Annotated in this window: 15 protein-coding genes and 1 tRNA gene; 9 read left to right on the forward strand and 7 right to left on the reverse strand. The window is 65.6% G+C overall.

What is annotated here, in order from left to right:
* Positions 1 to 22: 22 nt before the first annotated feature.
* Entirely contained in the window at positions 23 to 1,720 is a 1,698-nt protein-coding gene (locus tag ACKTSM_RS12825) for a CHASE domain-containing protein (protein ID WP_407875035.1), read from the reverse strand.
* Between the two features lie 286 nt (positions 1,721 to 2,006).
* On the opposite strand from ACKTSM_RS12825, the gene ACKTSM_RS12830 reads away from it, so the two are divergent.
* The 3 genes from ACKTSM_RS12830 to ACKTSM_RS12840 are packed head-to-tail and all read left to right on the forward strand — an operon-like array spanning position 2,007 to position 4,094.
* Positions 2,007 to 2,204 (forward strand): NepR family anti-sigma factor, encoded by a 198-nt coding sequence (locus ACKTSM_RS12830; RefSeq protein WP_407875036.1) that lies wholly within the window; start codon positions 2,007 to 2,009, stop codon positions 2,202 to 2,204.
* Positions 2,201 to 2,827 (forward strand): sigma-70 family RNA polymerase sigma factor, encoded by a 627-nt coding sequence (locus ACKTSM_RS12835; RefSeq protein ID WP_407875037.1) that lies wholly within the window; start codon positions 2,201 to 2,203, stop codon positions 2,825 to 2,827. The genes ACKTSM_RS12830 and ACKTSM_RS12835 overlap by 4 nt, the downstream gene beginning before the upstream one ends.
* Positions 2,828 to 2,885: 58 nt before the next feature.
* Positions 2,886 to 4,094, forward strand: a complete 1,209-nt coding sequence (locus ACKTSM_RS12840) for an AI-2E family transporter (protein ID WP_407875038.1) — start codon at positions 2,886 to 2,888, stop codon at positions 4,092 to 4,094.
* 4 nt (positions 4,095 to 4,098) lie between these two features.
* On the opposite strand, the gene ACKTSM_RS12845 is transcribed toward ACKTSM_RS12840, so the two are convergent.
* On the reverse strand, positions 4,099 to 5,406 hold the full coding sequence (locus ACKTSM_RS12845) for a dicarboxylate/amino acid:cation symporter (protein WP_407875039.1): 1,308 nt from the start codon (positions 5,404 to 5,406) through the stop codon (positions 4,099 to 4,101).
* A gap of 125 nt (positions 5,407 to 5,531) precedes the next feature.
* Here ACKTSM_RS12845 and glmM point away from each other — a divergent pair, with 125 nt between their 5' ends.
* The 3 genes from glmM to thiD are packed head-to-tail and all read left to right on the forward strand — an operon-like array spanning position 5,532 to position 7,924.
* Positions 5,532 to 6,869 carry a phosphoglucosamine mutase gene (gene glmM, locus ACKTSM_RS12850; protein ID WP_407875040.1) on the forward strand — a complete coding sequence of 446 codons (1,338 nt, stop codon included), beginning with the start codon at positions 5,532 to 5,534 and terminating at the stop codon, positions 6,867 to 6,869.
* Between the two features lie 12 nt (positions 6,870 to 6,881).
* Complete coding sequence (locus ACKTSM_RS12855) at positions 6,882 to 7,106, forward strand: DUF1272 domain-containing protein (RefSeq protein ID WP_407875041.1); 225 nt, start codon at positions 6,882 to 6,884, stop codon at positions 7,104 to 7,106.
* Entirely contained in the window at positions 7,103 to 7,924 is an 822-nt protein-coding gene (thiD, locus tag ACKTSM_RS12860) for a bifunctional hydroxymethylpyrimidine kinase/phosphomethylpyrimidine kinase (protein WP_407875042.1), read from the forward strand. Before ACKTSM_RS12855 ends, thiD begins: the two co-directional genes overlap by 4 nt.
* 223 nt (positions 7,925 to 8,147) lie before the next feature.
* Here the strand turns inward: thiD and ACKTSM_RS12865 are convergent, their stop codons facing one another.
* The 3 genes from ACKTSM_RS12865 to ACKTSM_RS12875 all read right to left on the reverse strand — a co-directional run bounded on the left by ACKTSM_RS12865 (position 8,148) and on the right by ACKTSM_RS12875 (position 11,844).
* Positions 8,148 to 9,020 carry an LOG family protein gene (locus ACKTSM_RS12865; RefSeq protein WP_407875043.1) on the reverse strand — a complete coding sequence of 291 codons (873 nt, stop codon included), beginning with the start codon at positions 9,018 to 9,020 and terminating at the stop codon, positions 8,148 to 8,150.
* Positions 9,021 to 9,082: 62 nt separating this feature from the next.
* Positions 9,083 to 10,141: a copper resistance protein B gene (locus ACKTSM_RS12870; RefSeq protein WP_407875044.1), complete on the reverse strand. Its 1,059-nt coding sequence runs from the start codon at positions 10,139 to 10,141 to the stop codon at positions 9,083 to 9,085.
* Positions 10,141 to 11,844: a copper resistance system multicopper oxidase gene (locus ACKTSM_RS12875; RefSeq protein WP_407875045.1), complete on the reverse strand. Its 1,704-nt coding sequence runs from the start codon at positions 11,842 to 11,844 to the stop codon at positions 10,141 to 10,143. The genes ACKTSM_RS12870 and ACKTSM_RS12875 overlap by 1 nt, the downstream gene beginning before the upstream one ends.
* A gap of 83 nt (positions 11,845 to 11,927) precedes the next feature.
* Between ACKTSM_RS12875 and ACKTSM_RS12880 the strand changes: the two genes are divergently transcribed.
* Both ACKTSM_RS12880 and ACKTSM_RS12885 read left to right on the forward strand, forming a co-directional pair.
* On the forward strand, positions 11,928 to 12,197 hold the full coding sequence (locus ACKTSM_RS12880) for a metal-sensitive transcriptional regulator (protein ID WP_407875046.1): 270 nt from the start codon (positions 11,928 to 11,930) through the stop codon (positions 12,195 to 12,197).
* 20 nt (positions 12,198 to 12,217) lie between these two features.
* On the forward strand, positions 12,218 to 12,826 hold the full coding sequence (locus tag ACKTSM_RS12885) for a DUF2231 domain-containing protein (RefSeq protein ID WP_407876376.1): 609 nt from the start codon (positions 12,218 to 12,220) through the stop codon (positions 12,824 to 12,826).
* A 26-nt stretch (positions 12,827 to 12,852) separates the two neighbouring features.
* Here the strand turns inward: ACKTSM_RS12885 and ACKTSM_RS12890 are convergent, their stop codons facing one another.
* Together ACKTSM_RS12890 and ACKTSM_RS12895 are read right to left on the reverse strand one after the other, a co-directional pair.
* Positions 12,853 to 13,470 (reverse strand): DUF305 domain-containing protein, encoded by a 618-nt coding sequence (locus tag ACKTSM_RS12890; RefSeq protein ID WP_407875047.1) that lies wholly within the window; start codon positions 13,468 to 13,470, stop codon positions 12,853 to 12,855.
* A 116-nt stretch (positions 13,471 to 13,586) separates the two neighbouring features.
* Positions 13,587 to 13,660, reverse strand: a tRNA-Gln gene (locus ACKTSM_RS12895).
* 182 nt (positions 13,661 to 13,842) lie between these two features.
* Here ACKTSM_RS12895 and ACKTSM_RS12900 point away from each other — a divergent pair.
* Positions 13,843 to 15,090 carry a Ppx/GppA phosphatase family protein gene (locus ACKTSM_RS12900; protein WP_407875048.1) on the forward strand — a complete coding sequence of 416 codons (1,248 nt, stop codon included), beginning with the start codon at positions 13,843 to 13,845 and terminating at the stop codon, positions 15,088 to 15,090.
* Positions 15,091 to 15,094 lie beyond the last annotated feature (4 nt).

The raw sequence follows: 15,094 nt of genomic DNA on the forward strand, positions 1-15,094 counted from the left end.
GGCCGGATTGACCCGAAAGGGCTCAGTCCGGCCCCTTTGCCGTGTGGCGGATCTTGAAGTCGCCGCGCTGGCGGACAGGCACGCCGATCACGCAGCGCACGCCCTGAGGGCGGAAGTCGAGTTCGACCCGGTGGCGCAATTCGTGGGCGACGATCTTTTCGAGCAGCTCGGTGCCGAAGCCGCGCTTGCGCTCTGGCGAGACCGGGGGGCCGTCGCTCTCGCACCATTCGACCCGGGCAATGTTGTCCGATGACAGGTGCCAACGCACGCTGACCCGACCCCCGGGCACGCTCAGCGCGCCATATTTGGCGGCATTGGTCGCCAGTTCGTGGATCGCCAGCCCGAAGGACAGCGCATCGTTGGGCGCCAGCTCGACATGCGGCCCGTCGATGATGACCGCGTTCGAATCGGCGCCGACGACATGGCCAAGCTCGGCCTCGACTACCGAGCGGATCGGCGTGGTGGCCCAGTCGCTCCCGGTCAGGAGGTCGTGGGTCGCCGAAAGCGCGCGGATGCGCCCTTCGAGGCTGTTGGCAAAATCGTGCAGCCCGCTCGCCCGGCGGCGGGTCAGCGAGAGGATCGAGAGGACATTGGCAAGCGTGTTCTTGACCCGGTGGTTGAGCTCGCGGGTGAGCGAATTGCGGATCGAGTGCTGCTCTTCGTAGAAATGCAGCCGCGCCTCGTCTTCCTTGGCCTGGACGGCGAGCAGGCGGACCACCAGCGACATCAGGCTGGCAAGCGCCAGGCCGAAGATCAAGGTCACCATCGAGAGCACTTCGAGCGGATTGCTGGCACCGAACTCGACCACCAGTTGCAGGCGGCGATTGGCGATCGAGACAGGCTGTTCGAGCGTCGCTGCCCCCTCGGCCCGCGGGGTGCGCGCCACCAGCAGGTTCGCCTCTTCGGGCGCGCCGTCATAAAGCCGGACCCCGAACTGGCTCGAATCGGTCTGGGCAATCGCGGCGTCGAGGAATTGCGAGGCGTTGAACGAGCTGAAGACATAGCCTGCCAGCCGGCGCGCTTCGCCCGCGCCTTCGGGCTCGACCTTGTAGACCGGCATGAAGATCGCAAAGCCCGGCGCTTCGCCCGCACCTTCCTGCGCCAGCACGATCCGCCCCGAAGCGGTCGGCTGGACGGTGCGCCTCGCCTCGTCCATCGCCGCCGCGCGCACCGGCTCTGCATACATGTCTAGCCCGAGCGTACGCCGGTTGCGGGTGGTGTCGGGCGAGAAATAGGTGACCGGCGCAAGAAGGTTGGCGGCGGGATCGACAGCGGGGCGGATGCCGGGAAAGCCGCGGCGCTGCGCGCGCATCCGGGAAACGAAACCGCCCGCCTGCGACGGCGTGATCACCGATATCCAGCCGATCCCCTCGGCCCCGCGGAACTCGCGGTCGAGCCGCAATTCGGCAGCGAACTGGCGGAAGGTGCTCGGAGACACCTCGTCGACGGTCGCGAACAATGCGGCTCCCGCGCGCAGGTAGGAGGAAAAGCTGTTGCCGCGGCGGTCGAGCGCAGAGGCGACTTCCTGCGCGAACACCCGCGCCTCGGCCCGGTCGCGTTCGCGGTCATTGGTCTCGATGACATAGACGGCAAGCGCGGTGATCGCGGCAATCGCGATGAAGATCACCGCCGGGATCGTGCGCGGATATTCGATCAATAGCCAGCGCACCCGGCTGTGCTTGCGCTTGGGCGCCTTTGCGAGCCGGCTCGCGCTCGGCATCGTATGCGCTTCGCGAAGGCCGCGCGGACCGCGCTTTTCGCCCGCTCTTGCGGTTGGCGGCTGCGCGTCGGGATGGCTTGCGGAATTGATTTTGCGTGCCTCCGGGTGGACGCAGGAAACATATCGGCTCGTAGGCACGGAACCAAATTGCGGACGCTTCGTTCCCGTCTCATTGCATCATCGCTGGCCCGGACACCACCCGGGGCAGCGATCTAACGCGTTTACAACCGCTGCATTAGCGGCGATGACCTACCGGACAATTCGACGGGAGCCGACCGGACAGACGATGGGATCGAAGAAAACACCCGATCAAGCACAGCCCAGCGCGGCTGAAGAATCACCCGCCTGGGCCGACGGACTGAAACAACTCTACGATTCGGTCGTCGATGAACCCCTGCCCGACACCTTCAAGGACCTGCTCGCCCAGCTTGACGATGGCGACAAGGCAGAAGGCACCAGCAAGGGCGGGGAAGCGAAGGCATGAGCCAGGCAAAGAAGGCACCGCCCAAGCGCAGCGCGGCGGAAAAGGCCGATTTCAAGCGCGAACTGACCGAGGTTGTTCCTCACCTGCGCGCCTTTGCGCGCGGTTTGTGCGGCCGGCCCGACATGGCCGACGATCTCGTCCAGGAAACCATGCTCAAGGCCTGGGCCGCGCAGGACCGGTTCGAACCGGGCACATCGATGCGCGCCTGGACCTTCGTGATCCTGCGCAATGCCTATCTCACCGACATGCGGCGCAATCGCTTTCGCGGCGAATATGACGAGGGCGTGGCCGAACGCATCCTCACCGCGCCCGCCGGACAGGAGGAGCCGATCCACCTGTCCGACATGCACCGCGCGCTGCTCACGCTCCCGCCCGAACGGCGCGAGGCGCTGCTGCTGGTGGGCGCGGGCGGCTTTTCCTACGAGGAAGCGGCAACGATCTGCGGCTGCGCGGTCGGGACGATCAAGAGCCGCGTGGGCCGGGCGCGCGCCGCGCTCAATTCGATGCTCGCCGATGGCGACATTCCGCAACGCTCGCTCGAGGATGAAGGCGCGCACCGCGCGATCCTCGAAGAGCTCGACGATGTCGCCGCGGGCAAGGGGATCGCGGCTGCGAAAAGCTGAGCCTTGGCGCGCCGCTTACGCGCTGTAAGGTGAGCGTGGGGGAAAGAGAAGCGGCGATATGACCAGCCATCAACCTGATACCGCCAAGCCGCGCAGCGAGGGCGTGCGGAGCCGCAACATGCGCCGGCTGATGCTGGCCGAACAGGAATTGCGGCTGATGAGCGCGCTGGTCCTGCTGATCGGCCTCGGCCTGTTCTTTGCCCTGCCTTTCGTCCTGTCGATCGGATCGGTGGTGTTCCTGCCGCTGGTGAGCGCGATCCTGCTCACCATCCTCCTGTCCCCGCTCGCCGACCGGCTGGCAAAACTTGGCCTTCCCAATGTCCTGGCCTCGCTCGGCGCGCTGCTGTTCTTCCTTGCCATCCTGCTGTTTGGCCTCGCCCTGATCCTCCAGCCCGCGCTGGCCTTGTTCGACGCGCTGCCGGAGATCGCGGGCACGGTGGGCGAACGGCTCGGCACCGTTCGCGACGAATTTGCCTGGGTGGCGCTCGCCAACCAGCAGCTCGCCGACCTGATGGGCGATAGCGGCGCGCGCGAGGTGGTGCTCGCCACGCCCAGCCTGCTCGAGGAGATCGCCTTTGCTACCCCGGTCGTGCTGGTCGAGGTGCTGATCATGTTCCTGATGGCGTTCTTCATGATCGAGGCGCGCGTGCGCCTGCGCCGTCACCTGCTTTTCGACCGGGCGAGCTTCGGTTCGAGCGTCAAGGCCGCGCGGGTCATGCGCGAGGTGCAGGACCGCGTCGCCTCCTACATCCTCACCGTCGGGCTCATCAATGCCAGCGTCGGAGTGATCGTGGCGCTGGGCGCATGGGCGCTGGGCGTGGATGCGCCGATCATGTGGGGCGGGCTGGCCGCATTGCTCAACTTCATCCCCTATATCGGCCCGCTGGCGATGACCGCGCTGCTCGCATTGTTCGGGGTGGGAACGGCCGAGACGGTGTTTCTGGGGCTGATCCCTGCTGCCGCCTATGTCGCGCTCCACACGGTCGAGGCCAATGTCATCACGCCCTCGATCCTGGGTGCGCGCTTTACCATGAGCCCGGTGATGATCCTGATCGCGCTGTCCTATTTCACCTGGATCTGGGGCGTTCCGGGCGCCCTGCTGTCGGTCCCGATCCTGCTCACCCTCACCGCCCTGTTCGACCATATCGGCAGGCCCAATCTCGTCGGCTTCATCTTCGGCGAGCCCTTGTTCAAGAGCGCGCTGCTCGAACGCGGGCTCGAGGACGAGCAGGCGGGCCCCGCCGCAAGGCTGGGCGGAACGGGCTGACGCTTCAGCCCGCGTCGCGGCTGCGATCGACCGCGCTCGCGACCGAGACGTTCATCGTCACATTGGCAAGCGTCCTCACGATGTCGGGCAGCATCTCGACCGCGACCAGCAGTGCGAGCGGCTCGATCGGCACGCCCATTGCAAGCGCGACCGGGCCGATTGACACCACGAAGCTGATCGATCCGGGAAGGCTGACCGACCCGATCGAGATGATCACCGCCACCGCGATCCCGAACAGCATCAGGGTGAACGGCACCGCGATCCCCGCCAGCTCGGCCACGTAGAGCGCGACCGCGAGGTTCATCGCGACGCTGGTGGCGCGGAAGATTGCGACCGCAAGCGGGAGCACGAACTCCGCCGTGCTTGGCCGCAGCCCCAGCCGCGAGGCGCTGTCGAGCATGGCCGGAAGGCTGGCAAGCGAGCTCTGGGTCGAGACCGCCACGGCCTGGGCGGGCAGCACCGCCCTGGCAAAGGCGGGCAGGCTCACCCGCCCGAGCACCACCGCCATCACATAGGCGAGCACCAGGATGAACAGCCCCATGGCCGAGACCACGAGGATGTAATGGCCAAGCACGGCAAACGCCCCGCCCCCGCTCCTCAGCCCCACGCCAAAGGCAAGCGCGGCCACCCCGGCAGGCGCGACCCACAGCACCCAGCCGATGATCATCAGCATGGCATTGGCGAGCGCGTGGAAGAACCCCAGCAAGGTTCGCCCCTGTCCGCCCGAAAGCCGGGTGATCGCCACCGCGAACAGCGCGAAGAAGATCGTCAGGGGCAGCATGTTGGTCTCTGCCGCGGCAGCGATGATATTGGGCGCGATCAGCGAGCGCAGGAAGTCGAGAATGCCGGGCACCTGCTGTTCGCCCACTTCCCCTTCGGCGAGGAAGAAGGCGGCGTTTTCGGGGACCGGGAACCAGTCGAGCAGCGCCGGGAGCGCCAATGCGGTGAACAGCCCGCCGGTCACCGCGACCCCGATGACGAGCGCGAGGAACCAGCGCGCCGCGCGCCCGGCGCTGGCCGCCTCGACCATTTGCGACAGGCCAAGGACCAGCAGCGCGGCGACCAACGGGATGATCGTCATCTGCAAGGCGCGAAGCCACAAGGTGCCGATCAACGCCGCGGCATCGACCAGCCAGTCGGCGAGCCCCGCATCCGACAAAGCCACCCCCAGCCCCAGCCCGATCACCAGCGCGGCAAAGGTCGCGACCACCGGCAGCCGGATGGTGACCAGTTCGAAACCGCCCTCGCCCGCTCGCGGCTGGTGGTCACGCGGATCGGCCTCGTGCGCCGGGTGTTGGCCTGTTTCGCTCACTAAAACGGTTCCTTCTGCGGCGCGCTGCCCTTCCCTTTGCGCGATAACCGCGCCAAAGCATCCTGACAAATGATCGCGGCAACGGGCGCCGCGGCGCAATGCCAAGTCGGGGGAACACCACAGGAATGGCACGCAAGTTCTTTGGAACAGACGGCATCAGGGGCCGCACCAATGCCGATGTCATGACCGCCAAGACCGCGATGCGGGTCGGCCAGGCGGCGGGCAATTACTTCGTGCGCGGCGGCCACCGCCACCGCGTCGTGATCGGCAAGGACACGCGGCTTTCGGGCTACATGATGGAAAGCGCGCTGGTCGCAGGCTTCACCAGCGTGGGCATGGACGTGATCATGACCGGCCCGCTTCCCACCCCGGCGATCGCGCTGCTCACCCGCGAAATGCGCGCCGATCTCGGCGTGATGATCTCCGCCAGTCACAACCCCTATGCCGACAACGGCATCAAGCTGTTCGGTCCCGACGGCTTCAAGCTCTCCGACGAGGCCGAAGCCGAGATCGAGGCGCTGCTCGATACCGAACCCAAGCTGGCCGAGGCCGAACATATCGGCCGCGCCCGCCGGATCGAGGATGCGCGCGGGCGCTATATCCACGCGGTCAAGGATTCGGTCGGCAGCGCGGTGCGTTTCGACGGGCTGAAGGTGGTGGTCGATTGCGCGCATGGTGCGGCCTACCAGGTCGCCCCCAGCGCGATCTGGGAACTGGGCGCGGACGTGATCACCATCGGGGTCGAACCCAACGGCACCAATATCAATGACGGGGTCGGGTCCACCGCGATCGAGACCCTGCAGGCCAAGGTGGTGGCCGAAGGCGCCGATATCGGGATCGCGCTCGACGGCGATGCCGACCGGCTGATCGTGGTCGATGAAAAGGGTCGCGCGGTCGATGGCGACCAGATCATGGCGCTGATCGCCACCCGGATGCACGAAAAAGGCGCCCTGACCGGCGGCGGCGTGGTCGCCACGGTGATGAGCAATCTTGGCCTCGAACGCTATCTCGGCTCGCTCGGTCTCACGCTCGAACGCACCAAGGTGGGCGACCGCTACGTGCTCGAACGGATGCAATCGGGCGGCTTCAATGTCGGCGGCGAACAATCGGGGCACATGATCCTGCTCGATCACGCGACCACCGGCGATGGCACCGTCGCGGCGCTGCGGGTGCTGTCCAGCCTGGTGCGCTCGGGCAAGCCTGCAAGCGAGATCCTGCACCTGTTCGACCCGGTCCCGCAATTGCTCAAGAACGTGCGCTATGACGGCGGCGCGCCGCTCGAAAATGCCGATGTGAAGGCGGCGATTGCCGCGGCCGAGGCCGAGCTTGAAGGCAAGGGCCGGCTGGTGATCCGTCCCTCGGGGACCGAGCCGGTGATCCGCGTCATGGCCGAGGGCGACGACGCCGGCCAGGTCAACCGCGTGGTCGATGCGGTGTGCGACGCGGTTCGTTCGGCACGCTAGGGAGACGACGAAATGCTGGAAATGCGCCCCGATTGCGAACGCTGCGGCACCGATCTTCCCGCCGAAGCGCCCGGTGCTTTCATCTGCAGCTTCGAATGCACCTTTTGCGCCCCTTGCGCAGAAGAGCTCGATGATGCCTGCCCCAATTGCGGCGGCGAGCTGATGGATCGCCCCACCCGCGCCAAGAAGCTGCACGACAAATATCCGCCCTCTGCGACCCGCAAGCACAAGCCATGAGCGAGAAGCAGAAGCGCACGCCGCCACGCGTGCTCGCCATCGCCGGTTCGGACAGCTCGGGCGGGGCGGGGATCCAGGCCGATATCAAGACCATCGCCATGCTCGGCGGCTATGCGATGACTGCCGTCACCACGGTCACCGCGCAGAACACCACCGGGGTCAGCGCGATCGCGCCGATGTCGGGCGAAGTGGTGGCGAAACAGATCGCGGCCTGCATCGAGGATATCGGGGTCGATGCGATCAAGATCGGGATGCTCCACGATGAGGAGATCATCTGCGCTACCGCAGAGGCGCTGGTCGGATTGAAAGCGCCGATCGTGCTCGACCCGGTCATGGTGGCGACCAGCGGGGCCGCGCTGATCGACCCGGCAGCGGTCAGCGCCTTGCGCGACAAGCTTTTCCCCATGGCGAGCCTCGTCACCCCCAACCTGCCCGAACTCGGCCACCTGCTTGGACGCAATCTCACCGATTCAGAGCAAATGGCGGAAGCCGCCGAACAGCTTGCGCACCAGACCGGCGCGGCGGTGCTCGCCAAGGGCGGGCACACCGATGACGAGCGGATCATCGACATTCTCTACGATCCAGCCGATGGCGCGCGCGCGGTGCAGTTCAACCATGCGCGGATAGACACGCCGCACACCCACGGCACCGGGTGCACGCTGTCATCGGCGATCGCGACCCTGCTCGGCCACGGGCAGAGCCTCGAACACGCGGTGCGGCTGGGGCGCAATTTCGTGCTGCACGCGATCGAGGCGGCGCCCGGTTTCGGCGCAGGCAACGGGCCGCTCGGTCACCACGCGGTGCGCAGGCTCGACTAGGGCCGGTGGCCGCGCCGCGGCTTTCCTACCGTGCGTGCCTTGCGGCACAATGCGCGCACCATGACGACGCCTCGCCTGCCCCGCTCTGATCGCTTTTCCCGATCAATCGGCGCGCCTGTGATCGATTGGAATTTTGCGCCAGGACACTGTTCCATGTGTTCCAGCCGTGCCGCAGGCACGACGAACCGATGGCCGCATGGCCCCGGATGCAAGCGTGCGCGAATCAGTCGACGAGATCGTAGAACGCGGCGATATGCTCCCATGCCTCGTCAGCGGTCTCGCACCAGTGGAACAGGTCGAGGTCCTTTTTCGAGATCGTGCCTTCTTCGGCAATCGCCTCGAAATTCACCACCCGGGTCCAGAAATCCTTGCCGAACAGGAGGATCGGGATCGGTTTCATCTTGCCGGTCTGGATCAGGGTCAGGAGCTCGAAGAATTCATCGAAGGTGCCAAACCCGCCCGGGAACACCGCGACCGCGCGCGCACGCAGCAGGAAGTGCATCTTGCGCAGGGCAAAGTAATGGAAATTGAGGCTCAGATAGGGCGTGACATAGGCGTTGGGTGCCTGTTCGTGCGGCAGGATGATGTTGAGGCCGATCGATTCGCTCCCCGCATCGCTCGCCCCGCGATTGGCGGCTTCCATGATCGAGGGGCCGCCGCCCGAACACACGACGAACTGGCGCTTGCCGTCCTCGATGATCGCCTTTTCGCTGATGAGCTTGGCGAGCTTGTAGGCCTCGTCGTAATATTTCGCCTTGGCCGCGAGGTTTTCAGCGACCTTCTGTTCGTATTCGTCGCGCTCTTTCGCCGCCTCGACCAGCGCGTCGGCCTCTTCGGGAGCGGGAATGCGCGCCGATCCGTACATCACCATGGTCGAGCCCACGCGCGCCTCGTCGAGCAGCATTTCGGGCTTGAGCAATTCGAGCTGGAAACGCACCGGGCGCAATTCGTCGCGCAGAAGGAATTCGGTGTCGCGGAAGGCGAGCTTGTAGGCCGGGTGCTCGGTCTGCGGCGTGCGCTCGGGCGCCTCGTCGGCAAAGCGGCTTTCCTGGTCGGCGTGGTAGAACTTGTGATCGGAGAGGTTCTTGTCTGTCATCCCCCTGCCCTAAGGGCGCGGCGATTGGCGGGCAAGACTGCAAATCGAAGGCAGGAGACGCGCTAGAACCAGAAACGCAAGCCAGCGACGAGAACCAGTGCGTCGGTCTCCTCGCCCGATGCGCGCGCCAGCTCGGCGGTGCGCCCCGTCTTCGCCTCGTATTCGGCGCCGACATAGGGCGCGAATTCGGGAACGATCTCGTAGCGCAGCCGCAGGCCCGGCGCGACATGGGTGAGCCCGGCGCCGGTTTCGCGCTCGGGTATGGCCTGGGCGGATAACTCGGCCTCGATCCGCGGTTGCAGGATCAGGCGCTGGGTTATGCGCTGGTCGTATTCGGCCTCGACCCGGGCGGTCACATCGCCCTTGTCGGAGACGAACAGGGCGGCATCGAGGTGGATCATATAGGGCGCAAGGCCCTGCACGCCGAGCGCCAGATGGGGCCGGGTCTCGGGTTCGATATCGAGCCTGAGGCCGGCCTGGAGATCGAAGAACGGCCCGATCGCCCGGCTGTAGAGCGCCTGGATCTCGGCATCCTCGATCGCGCCGGCGAACGCGCCTTCGCCCTCGGTCTTGACGACCAGCCGGTCGATGTCGCCGCCGAAGAATGCCTGGCCGTCCCACACGAAGCCGTCCTCGCCGCGGTCGGCGGGAATGCGCGCCTCGAGGCGTTCGGCCATGACCATGCCGGTACGCATCCCGCCATTCTCGCGAGCAAGCTGGCGGCGGCTCGGCGCCATCGCCTCGGTGCCCCAGACGGCATCGGCAGCGTGGCGCGGACCTGCAAAGGCTCGCGGAGGGATCGCGCTTTCGGGCGCGGCGCCGGGGGCGGACTTATCAGCCGGCGCGGCGTGGCCGGAATGCGCGCCGTGGCCGGAATGGCTTGCGGGCAGAGCGGGCGGCGCCTGTCGGTTCGCATCGTGGCCGGGATGCCCGGTCTCGTCCGGTTCGCGCGACGGACATTGCTCGGGCGGTAGATGCCCCATGGCGCAATGGTCGATCGCCGTGTCGGGCCCGACCTGCGCCTGCCCGGCATGGCCCGAATGGGCGCCGTGGCCTGCATGGTCCTGCGCCGAAAGCGGGGCCGCGATCAGCATCGCGCCGGCAAGAACCGCCGCGCGCATCAAGAACCCTCCCCTTCGGGGAAGGGCCGGACGGTGACCACCTGCATCATCCCGGCATGCATGTGATAGAGGAGATGACAATGAAACGCCCAGTCGCCCGGCTCGTCGGCGGTCAGATCGAAGGTCGCGCTCCCGCCCGGCTGGACCACCAGCGTGTGCTTGAGCGGCTGGTGCATGTGGTCTGCGCCATTGACCAGTTCGAAGAAATGGCCGTGCAGGTGGATCGGGTGCGCCATCATGGTCTGGTTGACCAGCTTCACCCGCACCCGCTCGTCATAGCCGAAACGGATCGGGTCATCGGTGACGGCAGAAAACTTCTTGCCGTCGAACGACCACATGTACCGCTCCATATTGCCGGTGAGATGGATCTCCATCTCGCGCTCGACAGTGCGGTGCGGATTGCTCCGGGCCGCCTTGAGATCGGTGTAGCGCAGCACGCGGTGGCTGACCTTGTCGAGCCCGAGCCCGGGGAAGTCCATTCGATCCATCGGCGCGGGCGCGATCATGTCGAGCCCCGGTCCGACCGCGACATCGGCTGGCAGTTTCGAGGTATCGCGCATGTCGTGGTCCATCGCCATCTCGCCCGAACCGTGGCCCATAGCGCCGTGGTCCATCATTCCCATGTCGGCCATCGTGAGCGTGGGGATCTCGCGCAGCGGCGGCGGGATGGCAATGTGGCCCGGATGCGAGGTCAGGCTGGCGACCGCCATGCCCGACCGGTCCATCGCCTCGGCCGTGATCGCGTGGCTGCCTGCGGACGGTGTGACGATGACGTCATAGGTCTCGGCCACTCCGATCTGGAATTCGTCGATTTCGACCGGGTCGACGTCCTGCCCGTCGGCCTGGATCACCGTCATGGGAACGCCGGGCACACGGACATTGAAGAACGTCATCGCCGAGCCATTGATGACCCGCAGCCGAACTCGCTCACCCGGCTGGAAGGCAAGCTGGAGGTTGTCGGCCGGGCCGTGACCGTTGACGAGATAGGTATAGGTCGACCCCGTCACATCCGAGATGTCGCGCGGATTCATCCGCATTGCGCCCCACATGCGCCGCTCTGCACCCGGCATGTCGCCTTCGGTCGCGGTTTGCATCTGGCGGTTGAAGTAATGCTCGCCGACCTTGAGCTTGCGCATGATCTCATGCGGGTGCATCGGCGAGAATTCGCTCAGGAGCACGACATAGTCGCGGTCATAGCGCGGATCGGGCTCGGCGCTTTCGATCACGATCGGCCCGTAATGGCCGGCCTGTTCCTGAAGGCCCGAATGCGAGTGCCACCAATAGGTGCCGGTCTGGCGCACCGGAAATTCGTAGGTGAAGGTCTCGCCCGGCCTGATTCCGGGAAAGCTCACGCCGGGCACGCCGTCGAACTGGAACGGCAGCAGCAGGCCGTGCCAGTGGATCGAGCTGTCCTCGTCGAGATTGTTGGTGACGTGGAGCCGGACATCCTGCCCTTCGCGCAGCCGGATCAGCGGCCCCGGTACCGTGCCATTGACCGCAAAGGCATGACCCGAACGCCCCCCGGTGGTGAAATGCGCATCGCCGATTGTCAGCGAGAGGTCCTCGCCGGCGAGCTCTCCGAACCCGTTGCGCGCATGAGGCAAGGACTGTCCGCGCGCCCATGCCGGCATGGGCAGCGAGGCAGCGGCGGCAAGCCCTGCGGTCGAGGCGATGAAGGAGCGGCGGTTGACGACGGGGCTCATGGCGAGGGAGGACCTTGCGTGATGGACACGGTATTCGGTTGCCCTATATACCCCCCAAGGGTATTTTCAACGGGTCTGACGATATGAACGACAAGAACACCGCAAAAATCAATCGGCTCAGCCGGATTGCCGGGCAAGTGCGCGGGATCGCGCAGATGGTCGAGGACGATCGCTATTGCATCGATATCCTCACCCAGATCCAGGCGGTCAAGGCGGCGCTCGCCAAGGTCGAGAGCGAGGTCTTGAAGGACCACGCCGCGTGCTGTGTGGCCGAGGCAATCGCCAGCGGCGACAAGGACGAACAGCGCGCCAAGTTCGAAGAGCTGATCGACCTGTTCGAGAAACGCCGGTGATCCGGCCTCGCTTGCGCCAGATGGTTGCGCTCTTGGCAATGGCCTGCGCGGCCTTCGCATTGTCGCCCGCAATCGCGCATGGCGACAGGCCGCATGGCGAGGCCGAAGCGGCCCTTGTTGCAGGGCAGCAAGAGCAAGAGATCCCGACAAGCGATCATGCCGCGGTGCTCGCCGCTTCGCCCGAACCTGCGGAAACTTCAGACTGGTCCGTCGTTTTCGAGAATCTTCATCCCGCCGCGGTGCATTTCCCAATCGCGCTCCTGGTTGCAGCGGCGTTCACCGAAGCTCTCTTCGCTGCAAAGCCTGACTGGCACTTGCAACAAAGTGTACGCGTGATGCTCTGGCTGGCTGCGGGCGGCGCTGCGGTCGCCGCAATACTTGGCTGGGTTCATACCGGACTGTGGACCGGGGGCGACGACGTGATGCAGCGTCATCGCTGGGTCGGTACCGCGCTTCCGTTTTTCATGCTCGCGCTGGCATGGATAGCGTCGCACCCTCCTTCGTCATCGCGCAGGATGTTGCGGGCCGGACTGGCAATCACTGCCGTTCTAGTGGTCCTGCAGGCGTTCTGGGGCGGCGAACTTGGTCATGGCAGCGGCCACCTGTTTGCCGGCATTCAAGCGACCTGACGTGCAAGACCTGCCGCCCCGGATTGTCAGCTTCCCAACTCGACCGTATCGCGGATTTCGCCGGTCACTTCGCGCCCATTTTTGCGGATTCGCTGCTTGGCTTCCTCGAGCAGTTCGGGAGTCAGGACTGCGGGAACCGGCTCGATCGGTTCGCCGGTGCCGAGTTCGCCGTTGTTCTCGATATCCTCGAGCAGCATTTCCATCTCGGCGATCTCACGAAGCTGCGCCTCGATGATCTCGTCTGCCAGCTCGCGGACGCGCGGGTCGCTGATCTCGGCATAGGAGGATGTCTGGATCGCGATCGAATGGTGCGGGATCATCGCCTTCATCCACGCCTCGTCACCGACCGATTCCTGGCTGCGGGCCAGGAACAGGAACAGCGCGAAGCCGATGACAGCACCGACCATCACCAGCACCTTTGTCACCACGGATTTGTACATGCCCCACATGAAGCCGAGCATGATCACGATCATCGCCATGCCCATCATCAATGCCATCCACATGCGCGTCTGGCTGAAGAAGGCATGGTCAGCTTCGTAGATGTTCGAATATTTCAGGACAAACATCGTCACGATCGAGGTCGCGATCATGGCGAAGAAGGTCGCCCACTTTCCCTTGTGACCGGAATGGCTCTGATTGTTCATCGGATGAATCCCCTTTCATCGAAGTAATACCCCGGGGAGGTATATGTTCCCAGAGCAAAAAACGCCGTCCGAAAGCGGTCGCCAACCGGAAGAAATTTTCGCAGTTTGAGGAGAGTTGGATGCCCCGTGAGGATTCGAACCTCAATTGACGGAGTCAGAGTCCGTAGTCTTACCATTAGACGACGGGGCATCATCTGGGCCGCGAAGAATCGCGTGTCGCGCCAGCGAGAGGCGCATCTAGGTTTACCGGCGCGTGCGGTCAAGGCCGGTTCTGCCTTGCGGCCTGCTTGCCCTGCGCTGCGGCATGGTTTAGCCTTGCGGGCAGGTGCTGGCACTGCATTTCGTGCCAGTGAGACGAAAGACGATTTTTGTATGGCGGACAGCCTTCCGCCGGACGCGAACAGGAGAGCTGGTAACAAACGGGGCAGCAAGTCCGGCAAGGTAGCCGATTTCCGCTACAAGCGCTCCCGCCAGCCAAACGGATCGACAGGCCACAGCCGCAGCGCCCATGCGCGCAATGGCGATGGCAAAGCCAATCAATCGCACAGCCGCCCCGGCGGGGTCGCGCTCAATGGCAAGCCATCGGGCGGGCCCCCGGTGACACGCCGGACCGAGGCCTATGCCGCACTCGACCTCGGCACCAACAATTGCCGGTTGCTGATCGCCCGGCCCTCGGGCCGCGACTTCACCGTGATCGATGCCTTCAGCCGGGTGGTCAAGCTGGGCGAGGACCTCGCCTCGACCGGCCGCCTGTCCGACGCAGCGATGGACCGAGCTCTCGGCGCGCTTTCGATCTGCGCCGACAAGCTGCGCCGCCGCAATGTCCGGCTCGCCCGCTCGGTAGCCACCGAGGCCTGCCGCCGCGCGGCCAATGGTCCCGCATTCATCGAACGGGTCCGCCGCGAGACCGGAATCGTGCTCGACATCATCAGCGCCGAGGAGGAAGCCAGGCTCGCCGTGCTCGGCTGCCACATCCTGCTCGAGGAAGGCCACTGCCCGGCGGTGATCTTCGATATCGGTGGCGGTTCGACCGAACTGGTCCTGCTCGAACCGGGCGAGAAAATCCCGCATATCATCGATTGGCAGAGCGTGCCCTGGGGCGTGGTGTCGCTGACCGATACGGTCGGCCGTTCGGGGACTGGTCGCGAAGCGCGGCTCGACCGCTACGAACGTATGCGCAAGACCGTGTCAGACAGTTTCGCCCCCTTTGCCGAACGGGTCGCCAAGGCCGCAAGCAGCACCGATATCCATTTGCTCGGGACTAGCGGCACCGTGACGACGCTCGCCAGCCTCCATCTCGAACTGCCGCACTACGATCGCAAGGCGGTCGATGGCCTGATCGTGCCGAGCCGCGCCATGCGCGAGATCAGCACGCGGCTTTCGGCGATGTCGCCGGCAGAGCGCAGCCAGCTGCCCTGTATCGGTCAGGACCGCGCCGACCTCGTCGTGGCGGGCTGCGCGATCCTCGAATCGATCCTCGACCTGTGGCCGGCAAAGACGCTGGGAGTCGCCGATCGCGGTATTCGCGAAGGCATTCTGCGCAGCCTTATGGCCGCCGAGCGCCAGAGCGAGCGCAGCCTGAAAGCCCTGAACGCGCTGCGCGGCGACAAGAAGGACTGAAGCG

Source organism: Qipengyuania nanhaisediminis, assembly GCF_045862805.1.
GTDB classification, from domain to species: domain Bacteria; phylum Pseudomonadota; class Alphaproteobacteria; order Sphingomonadales; family Sphingomonadaceae; genus Erythrobacter; species Erythrobacter nanhaisediminis_A.

Excerpts from the sequence above, each read along its gene's own strand:
- ACKTSM_RS12825 (WP_407875035.1), bottom strand. The coding sequence starts at position 1,720 with ATGCCGAGCGCGAGCCGGCTCGCAAAGGCGCCCAAGCGCAAGCACAGC.
- ACKTSM_RS12830 (WP_407875036.1), top strand. The coding sequence starts at position 2,007 with ATGGGATCGAAGAAAACACCCGATCAAGCACAGCCCAGCGCGGCTGAA.
- ACKTSM_RS12835 (WP_407875037.1), top strand. The coding sequence starts at position 2,201 with ATGAGCCAGGCAAAGAAGGCACCGCCCAAGCGCAGCGCGGCGGAAAAG.
- ACKTSM_RS12840 (WP_407875038.1), top strand. The coding sequence starts at position 2,886 with ATGACCAGCCATCAACCTGATACCGCCAAGCCGCGCAGCGAGGGCGTG.
- glmM (WP_407875040.1), top strand. The coding sequence starts at position 5,532 with ATGGCACGCAAGTTCTTTGGAACAGACGGCATCAGGGGCCGCACCAAT.
- ACKTSM_RS12855 (WP_407875041.1), top strand. The coding sequence starts at position 6,882 with ATGCTGGAAATGCGCCCCGATTGCGAACGCTGCGGCACCGATCTTCCC.
- thiD (WP_407875042.1), top strand. The coding sequence starts at position 7,103 with ATGAGCGAGAAGCAGAAGCGCACGCCGCCACGCGTGCTCGCCATCGCC.
- ACKTSM_RS12865 (WP_407875043.1), bottom strand. The coding sequence starts at position 9,020 with ATGACAGACAAGAACCTCTCCGATCACAAGTTCTACCACGCCGACCAG.
- ACKTSM_RS12870 (WP_407875044.1), bottom strand. The coding sequence starts at position 10,141 with ATGCGCGCGGCGGTTCTTGCCGGCGCGATGCTGATCGCGGCCCCGCTT.
- ACKTSM_RS12875 (WP_407875045.1), bottom strand. The coding sequence starts at position 11,844 with ATGAGCCCCGTCGTCAACCGCCGCTCCTTCATCGCCTCGACCGCAGGG.
- ACKTSM_RS12880 (WP_407875046.1), top strand. The coding sequence starts at position 11,928 with ATGAACGACAAGAACACCGCAAAAATCAATCGGCTCAGCCGGATTGCC.
- ACKTSM_RS12885 (WP_407876376.1), top strand. The coding sequence starts at position 12,218 with ATGGTTGCGCTCTTGGCAATGGCCTGCGCGGCCTTCGCATTGTCGCCC.
- ACKTSM_RS12890 (WP_407875047.1), bottom strand. The coding sequence starts at position 13,470 with ATGAACAATCAGAGCCATTCCGGTCACAAGGGAAAGTGGGCGACCTTC.
- ACKTSM_RS12900 (WP_407875048.1), top strand. The coding sequence starts at position 13,843 with ATGGCGGACAGCCTTCCGCCGGACGCGAACAGGAGAGCTGGTAACAAA.